Raw genomic sequence first — 7,471 nt, forward strand, 5'->3', positions numbered from 1 at the left:
AGCCGCAGGGTGGAAACAAGTCTTTTTTGCTTTCAAGCAGATATAAAAAAACCGCGCTTACGCGCGGTCTTTTTGTTTAAAGTGACAAATTATTTTTTGTCATCTTTCACTTCAGTGAATTCAGCATCTACAACGCCATCGTCCGCTTTTTGCTGTTGGCCAGCATCACCACCGAAGGCATTCGGGTCAAAACCTTGCGCACCGCCTTGGCCTTGAGCTGCTTCATATGCACGTTGCGTAATTGGCATGATGATGTTTTGCAGTGCTTCAGTTTTCGCTTTGATCGCGTCAACGTCATTTTCTTTGGTTGCTGCTTCAAGTTCTGAAACTGCTGTTTCTACCGCAGTTTTTTCATCAGCAGTCACTTGTTCGCCAAGATCTTTTACTGCTTTTTGAGCAGAAGAAACCAGGGCATCTGCTTCGTTACGTGCTTTTGCCAGTTCTTCAAACTTACGGTCTTCTTCAGCATTCGCTTCAGCGTCTTTGATCATCGCTTCGATTTCAGCATCAGACAAACCTGAGTTTGCTTTAATCTGGATCGATTGCTCTTTACCCGTGCTCTTGTCTTTCGCAGACACTTTCAAGATACCATCCGCGTTGATGTCGAACGATACTTCAATTTGTGGCACACCACGTGGTGCAGGTGGGATATCACCCAACTGGAAGTTACCCAACAATTTGTTTTGTTGAGCCATTTTACGTTCACCTTGGTAAACCGAAATGTCTACTGCAGGCTGGTTATCTGCCGCTGTAGAGAACACTTGCGATTTTTTCGCAGGGATTGTGGTGTTTTTCTCGATGATTGGCGTTAACACACCGCCCATGGTTTCAATACCCAGTGTCAGCGGTGTTACGTCAAGTAAAAGAACGTCGTTCTTGTCACCAGACAATACCGCACCTTGAATTGCCGCACCCATTGCCACAGCTTCATCCGGGTTCACGTCTTTACGTGGCTCTTTACCAAAGAATTCTTGTACTTTTTGTTGTACAAGTGGCATACGAGACTGACCACCCACCAAAATCACGTCAGAGATGTCAGATGTTGAAAGACCCGCATCTTTCAGTGCAATACGGCAAGGTTCGATGGTACGCGCAACTAGGTCTGCAACCAAACCTTCTAATTTCGCACGTGTTACGTTGATCACCAAGTGTTTAGGACCAGTCGCATCAGCTGTGATGTATGGCAGGTTGATTTCAGTTGCATTTGAAGAAGAAAGCTCGATTTTTGCTTTTTCAGCCGCTTCTTTCAAACGTTGTAACGCCAGTGGATCGTTTTTCAGGTTGACGTTTTGTTCTTTCTTGAACTCTTCAACCAGGTAATCGATCAATGCGTTATCGAAGTCTTCACCACCCAGGAATGTATCACCGTTAGTCGACAATACTTCGATTTGCTGGTCGCCATCAAGATCCGCAATTTCAATGATGGATACGTCGAAAGTACCACCACCCAAGTCATAGACTGCAACTTTACGGTCGCCTTCTTTCTTGTCCATACCGAACGCTAACGCCGCAGCAGTAGGTTCGTTGATGATACGTTTAACGTCTAAACCAGCAATTTTACCGGCATCTTTAGTCGCTTGACGCTGTGCATCGTTGAAGTATGCAGGAACGGTTACAACTGCTTCAGTAACAGTTTCACCGAGGTAATCTTCCGCAGTTTTCTTCATTTTTTTCAGAACTTCTGCAGAGATTTGCTGTGGTGCTAATTTTTTGTCGTTAACTTCAACCCAAGCATCGCCATTGTCTGCTTTGATGATTTTGTATGGCACCAGACCGATATCTTTTTGTACCGCTTGGTCTTCATAACGACGACCGATCAGACGTTTGATTGCGAACAATGTGTTTTTCGGGTTAGTTACTGCTTGACGTTTCGCAGACTGACCGACCAGGATTTCGCCATCTTTATACGCAATAATAGATGGAGTTGTACGCGCGCCTTCAGCGTTTTCAATTACTTTAACTTTATCGCCTTCAAGTACCGCAACACATGAGTTGGTTGTACCTAAGTCAATACCAATGATTTTAGCCATTTGGATGTTTCCTCAAAAATTTTATTGTGCTTTACACTTGTTATCCGATATGAGAGCCGTTCAATTTTTTTCAAGTTAAAAATATGAAAAAATTTCACCAACTCCCGAATTTATGAGGCTTAAGCGCCGACCATAACCATTGCAGGACGCAATAAACGGCCATTTAAGCTATAACCTTTTTGCAGTACGTTGCCAATTTCGTTGGCTTTGGCTGTTGGATCAATGCCCACCGCCTGATGTAAATCTGCATTGAAACCGTTCGCGGTATCTACCGCCACAATGCCGAATTTCTCTAAAGTCGTCAGCAGTGATTTCAGCGTCAGTTCCACCCCTTCAGACAGCGGGGTTTTTTCTTCGCCAGCTGCGGCAATAGCACGTTCCAGGTTATCTACGCTATCGAGCAGTTCTTTGGCAAATTTCTCCAGCACTGCTTCTTTATGCTTTTCAGATTCACGCTGAATACGCTCGACACTCTTTTGCGCTTCATACACTGCATTGGCGGTACGCGCTTTTTCAAGTTTTAAATCGCCTTCGAGCTGCGCAATCTGTTCTTGTAAAGACTCAACGGAAACGTCTGCCTGCTCGGTTTCAGCTTGAGTTTGGGTAGTATCTTGTTCTACTTGCTCTTGTTGCAGATCTTGAGCGTCTTGGTTGTGCTCGGTTGCCATTGATTTACTCCGTTTAAATGGGTTCTTAAACATGTACAGTCCTTCTGGCATCAGTATTGACTGGTTCATTCTGAACTGCCATGAGTGATGAATTTCGTAATTATTAAAGAAGTCGGGGCAGGGGATAAAAATTCAAGCGGTGCCAGTCATTAAATCTGCAGAAATTTGCTGAAAAAACATACATTCTTTTAATTTTTGATCTTTTTAGCAGGGAGGGTGCAGGAAGATACTACGAGGCTGAAACCCCAATTTATGGGAAAATGATTTTAATTTTAAGTCCGGATAAATTCTGTAGATGCTGTTGAGTTGTCTATACAAAATTTTTAAGTTGATTATTATTTATACATAAAAACGATCAGAATGAGTGAAAAATACTATTTTACAGGGCAAGGTCAACTTTGTATGATTGCGCCCAGATTCTATCGCTGTAGTTTCTTTTGATATTTTCTTGAAATGTGTTTTCTGGCTTATCCGCCCTCTGGATAAGCCTTTTTTTTGCCCTAAAGATTTAAAAGTGCCGCATTTACACTGTTATCTTTTCGCAAAACTAGCCGTATGTTGTGTAGAGCACGCTGTTTTCTTCCTCTAAAATAATTCTGCACTTTCGTTCTTTTTTATTGCTGTAATCTATAACAAAAACAGCAGATTAATCCTGCTGATTCCTTCCATTGGCTGTAAAAACAGCTGCATCTTCACGTTTATAAAAAGCTGCATAACTCGTACCGGTGGATATAAAAATTTAACTTTTTATCTGCCGAGCCAGCACCAAAATTTTGAAAGTATAGCCAGCGCAAAGTTGGACTTTGTATTTTTCAATGAATGAGGATCGAATGATGAAAAAAATGGGTGTATTGGCTGTGGCCTTGTTTGCTGGACTGGCGGTGGTAGGCTGTAGCAGTCATGAAGCGGCACAGGCGCCAGAAGTGGCACAAAATCCGGAGCAACCTGAAGCGGTACAGGTGACTACCATGCCGGTAGAAGCGGGGGCTGAAGTGGGCGTAGCCGCAAAAATTACTGCCCCGGCCGCTGCTGCACCAGCAGGGTCGGAAGCACCGGCAGTCGAGGCACAGCCACAGCCCTAAATTCAACGCTGTCTATTTCAAATGAAACAGGACCATCATTTAAATCAGGGAGGAAGATTTAATTTCTCAACAGGGATATTCAACGAAAACCGGCCAGGGAAGGCCATGCTATTTTCACTAGTATTATGGAAGGCTGTTATTTTTCTATTCCAGCGCTTTTAAATAAATGCATACGGCAAAATAAAAACCCGAAAGCTAGGTTTTCGGGTTTTTTAAACTGTGCATCGCACGCACGCTGTCAAATACAGGATTAATCGCGACGGTCGCGTTGCCGTTTGCGATATTCTTCCATCCGTTTACGCTGTTCTTCGACCCGTTTTTTACGCTGCTCTTGCTGTTTGCGTTCGACTTGCTGGCGTTTACGGTTCAGTTCGGCGCGTCGTTCGCGTTCCCGTTGTAACTGCTGACGGCTTTGTTCGGCACGTTTACGTTCCAGTTCACGTTTTTGTCGATCCCACTGCGCTTCGCGTTGGCGTTGTTGCTGTAAGCGTTTTTGACGTTGTTCATATTCCCAACGCTGACGTTCTGTCATGCGGCGATAATCATAGTTACGGTCGTAATCCCGGTCATAACGATGATCATAGCGGCCATTGTAGTGACCATCTTCAGGGAACGCGACACAACCGACCGCTAAAAATACGGTCGCGCAGGAAACCAAGAGGAGTTTTCTAGACATGGTGAGCGTCCTTTTTCTATCCGGATTAGCAAAATCAATCCCTCTGTATCATCAAAATTGTCAATGACACCTTATAGAAATAAGATTAGCGTATATAAATTCTGAATATGTAGGCCGATGACTGGACTTCTATAACGAAATAGTCACTAAACTGCTGATCATGTAGAAAATGTGAAGAATGAATAAAAAAGGAAGATGTAGATGAGTGCGTATCAACAGAAACTGCAAAAAATCATTGATAACAGTCAGGGTGCGGTGGTGCGAACACTCGATCATTTACCGTGTGTGGCGCAGGAATCACTGGCGCGCGCCTTGGGCTATCCTTATCAGTATCCGCAACTTGACCCACTCATTAAATGCATGATGGCGGCCCAAATCAAGCAGGGGCGTATCGGCTTTATTGGCGAAAATCCGGCGCAATCGCGTCAGGCCTTTGACACCCAGATGAAAGCCATCCGCAAACAGCCGACCTATGTCAAACGGGTCGAAGATTTACGTTTAAGCCTGCAAAGCGGCACCATCTCGGCCCGTTATTATCATCCTGCACCGCATAAAAAACTGCCACTGATTGTGTTTTATCATGGTGGTGGTTTTGTGGTGGGCAATCTTGATACCCATGATGAAGTTTGCCGGCTATTGGCGCATGCCGCTCAGGCGCAGGTGGTCAGTGTCGATTATCCACTGACCCCCGAGGTTTCACCGACACAGCTGATTCAGTGCTGTGAAGATGCTTTGGCTTGGGTGTATCAGCATCGCCGTCAATTTAATATTCTGAAAAACCGTATTGCCGTGGCGGGTGACAGTGCTGGTGCCAATATTGCTACCGTGGTGTCACAGCGTAGTAAAAATACCGCCTATGCACCGCATGCCCAGTTACTGATTTATCCAGTGGTGGATTTTAAAAGCCGTCATCCGTCGTTCTTTGCCTATAAAGATGGTCTGGTGCTGACCGAGCAGGATATTGATTTCGTCACCGAGTATTATGCGTTACAGCACAATATGGCACTGGATGATGCCCTGATTTCACCAACCTACGGCAATTTAAGAAAACTGCCGCCGACCTTTATTGTGACGGCCGGGCATGATGTGCTGCACGATGAAGCGGAAATTTATGCGCACAAGCTGCGTCAGCAAGGGGTCAAAGTCCAATATAAGGAATATACCGACCAGACCCATGGTTTTATTAATTTAACCCCGGTTTCGCGCCGTGCTAAAAAACTCACGCTCGAGCTGGGCAAGAATTTCAGAAAATTCTGGGATCGACCACGCTTCTTTTAAAAGGAGTGATCTAAAAAGGCCGACTCAGATTTTTTCTGGTTTCACGTGGAACAGCGGTTTTGGTTTTAATCTGTGCTTCGGGGAATAACAGATCAAACTCCGGTACATAAAAACTTTGTAATAGTCGGGCCTGGGAAAAATCAGGAAAAATATCCTGGGTATTTTGCCATTCCACCGTTTTGAGTTTAGATAAACGGCCGCGAAACTTCGGACTAAACTGGTAGCGCTGGCCTTGCCAGGCCTGCTGAATGGATAAAAATGAAGCCGGAATATGGTGGCTATTGATATAAAACGAGGTGCTGTTTTTCGGCCGCTCCAGACAAATTGACATCTCTTGCTGCTGATGACGCACAATACAATAGGTGCGACCTTCTTTTTCCAGCCATTCAAATTCGGCCAGCTCTTTCGGAATGCCCCATAACTGCTGGCCATGCACTAAAGAGGCCTGAGTCGAGACATAAATCTTGGGGATGGTCGACAAGCGATGTTTATACAATAAAGGATGATCCATAATTAACAGTTCATCATACGGACCCACTGGTGAATCCTGATAACGGATCAGCATCACATTGACCATGCGTCCTAAAGGAGACGGGGCCAGCCGAAAACGCTTGGCTGTTTTCAGGAAAAAAGGGTTCAGCCAATAATTCAAAATAAAAGCATCGCCGTGTAAGCGCCAAGGCGGATGCGCAAAAATCTGCTTCTGGATATTGTTATTCATCTTATTCTCAGGATTTGAAAGGAACAGCTAATGTTTTCTTCATACTGAACAATTAATATAAGTGAAGCAAAACATCAAACCACGGATTCGTAAAGAAATGTTAAAACGTAGCGTTCTTATGGCCGCCAGCCTTGCCTTTAGTGCCTCTGCATGGGCTGCCAATTCAATGATTGAAATGAAAACTTCCATGGGCAATATTGAAATTGAACTTTTTAACGACAAAGCGCCATTGTCAGCAGCCAATTTTGAAAAATATGTCAGCAGCAGTTTTTATACCGGTACCATTTTCCATCGCGTCATTCCGGGCTTTATGATTCAGGGCGGCGGTATGGATGCAGCTATGGTGGAACGTCCGAATACCCGTCCACCGGTCAGAAATGAATCCTATAATGGCCTGAGCAATCAGCGTGGTACTTTGGCGATGGCACGGACCAATCATCCTGATTCAGCCAAAAGCCAGTTTTTTATTAATCTGGTCGATAACGACTTCCTGAATAAAAGTCCACGTAATGCGGGTTATGCCGTGTTTGGCCGTGTTACCAAGGGGATGGATGTGGTCGATAAAATTGCCAAAGTACCGACCCGCAATGTTGGTGTGCACCAGAATGTTCCGGCTCAACCGGTGAAAATCCTGAGTGTGAAGATAAAACCGGCAACGGCAAAAAATTAACGAAAATAAAAAGCAGAAATATAAATTAAATATTTCTGCTTTAAAATTAGAAGTTTATTTCAAAGATCGGGTAAAAATGCTCCATATTGGTGCATAAAAAAGAAACACTCGATAAAACAAGATGCTAAAAGCACTTGCGTGTGTAAGAAATTGTCCTATAATGCACCCCATACCGACGAGATACACGGTGATGAACGAGGCGGATAGCTGAGTTGTCGGGTGTTTTGAGTCCAGCTTCTGGCACTGACGAGGTGTTGGAAAGATCATTAAGAGATTATGAAGAACAACTTGTGTGGATTTTTACTGGTTGATTAATCGAATATATTTTCATTAATTGATTGGTTTA

The 7,471-nt window shown here is 44.2% G+C and carries 7 protein-coding genes; 3 read left to right on the forward strand and 4 right to left on the reverse strand.

What is annotated here, in order from left to right; translation table 11 throughout:
* Window positions 1–89: 89 nt before the first annotated feature.
* Window positions 90–2,030, reverse strand: a complete 1,941-nt coding sequence (gene dnaK / locus FTU67_RS12195) for a molecular chaperone DnaK (protein ID WP_005181052.1) — start codon at window positions 2,028–2,030, stop codon at window positions 90–92.
* A 119-nt stretch (window positions 2,031–2,149) separates the two neighbouring features.
* Window positions 2,150–2,698 carry a nucleotide exchange factor GrpE gene (gene grpE, locus FTU67_RS12200; RefSeq protein WP_005181051.1) on the reverse strand — a complete coding sequence of 183 codons (549 nt, stop codon included), beginning with the start codon at window positions 2,696–2,698 and terminating at the stop codon, window positions 2,150–2,152.
* 830 nt (window positions 2,699–3,528) lie between these two features.
* Between grpE and FTU67_RS12205 the strand changes: the two genes are divergently transcribed.
* Entirely contained in the window at window positions 3,529–3,780 is a 252-nt protein-coding gene (locus FTU67_RS12205) for a hypothetical protein (RefSeq protein ID WP_005181050.1), read from the forward strand.
* 250 nt (window positions 3,781–4,030) lie between these two features.
* On the opposite strand, the gene FTU67_RS12210 is transcribed toward FTU67_RS12205, so the two are convergent.
* On the reverse strand, window positions 4,031–4,456 hold the full coding sequence (locus FTU67_RS12210) for a hypothetical protein (protein ID WP_005181048.1): 426 nt from the start codon (window positions 4,454–4,456) through the stop codon (window positions 4,031–4,033).
* 201 nt (window positions 4,457–4,657) lie between these two features.
* Here FTU67_RS12210 and FTU67_RS12215 point away from each other — a divergent pair, with 201 nt between their 5' ends.
* Window positions 4,658–5,734, forward strand: coding sequence for an alpha/beta hydrolase (locus FTU67_RS12215; protein WP_168391187.1), 1,077 nt, complete (start codon window positions 4,658–4,660; stop codon window positions 5,732–5,734).
* Between the two features lie 10 nt (window positions 5,735–5,744).
* Here FTU67_RS12215 and FTU67_RS12220 read toward each other — a convergent pair whose 3' ends face one another.
* Window positions 5,745–6,455: an acetoacetate decarboxylase family protein gene (locus FTU67_RS12220; RefSeq protein WP_104470771.1), complete on the reverse strand. Its 711-nt coding sequence runs from the start codon at window positions 6,453–6,455 to the stop codon at window positions 5,745–5,747.
* Window positions 6,456–6,552: 97 nt separating this feature from the next.
* Between FTU67_RS12220 and FTU67_RS12225 the strand changes: the two genes are divergently transcribed.
* Window positions 6,553–7,125: a peptidylprolyl isomerase gene (locus FTU67_RS12225; RefSeq protein WP_005181044.1), complete on the forward strand. Its 573-nt coding sequence runs from the start codon at window positions 6,553–6,555 to the stop codon at window positions 7,123–7,125.
* Window positions 7,126–7,471 lie beyond the last annotated feature (346 nt).

The sequence above is a fragment of the Acinetobacter sp. YH12132 genome (assembly GCF_013418645.1).
Classification (GTDB): domain Bacteria; phylum Pseudomonadota; class Gammaproteobacteria; order Pseudomonadales; family Moraxellaceae; genus Acinetobacter; species Acinetobacter indicus.

Coding starts and splice junctions, on each gene's coding strand:
- dnaK (WP_005181052.1), bottom strand. CDS start 2,030: ATGGCTAAAATCATTGGTATTGACTTAGGTACAACCAACTCATGTGTT.
- grpE (WP_005181051.1), bottom strand. CDS start 2,698: ATGGCAACCGAGCACAACCAAGACGCTCAAGATCTGCAACAAGAGCAA.
- FTU67_RS12205 (WP_005181050.1), top strand. CDS start 3,529: ATGATGAAAAAAATGGGTGTATTGGCTGTGGCCTTGTTTGCTGGACTG.
- FTU67_RS12210 (WP_005181048.1), bottom strand. CDS start 4,456: ATGTCTAGAAAACTCCTCTTGGTTTCCTGCGCGACCGTATTTTTAGCG.
- FTU67_RS12215 (WP_168391187.1), top strand. CDS start 4,658: ATGAGTGCGTATCAACAGAAACTGCAAAAAATCATTGATAACAGTCAG.
- FTU67_RS12220 (WP_104470771.1), bottom strand. CDS start 6,455: ATGAATAACAATATCCAGAAGCAGATTTTTGCGCATCCGCCTTGGCGC.
- FTU67_RS12225 (WP_005181044.1), top strand. CDS start 6,553: ATGTTAAAACGTAGCGTTCTTATGGCCGCCAGCCTTGCCTTTAGTGCC.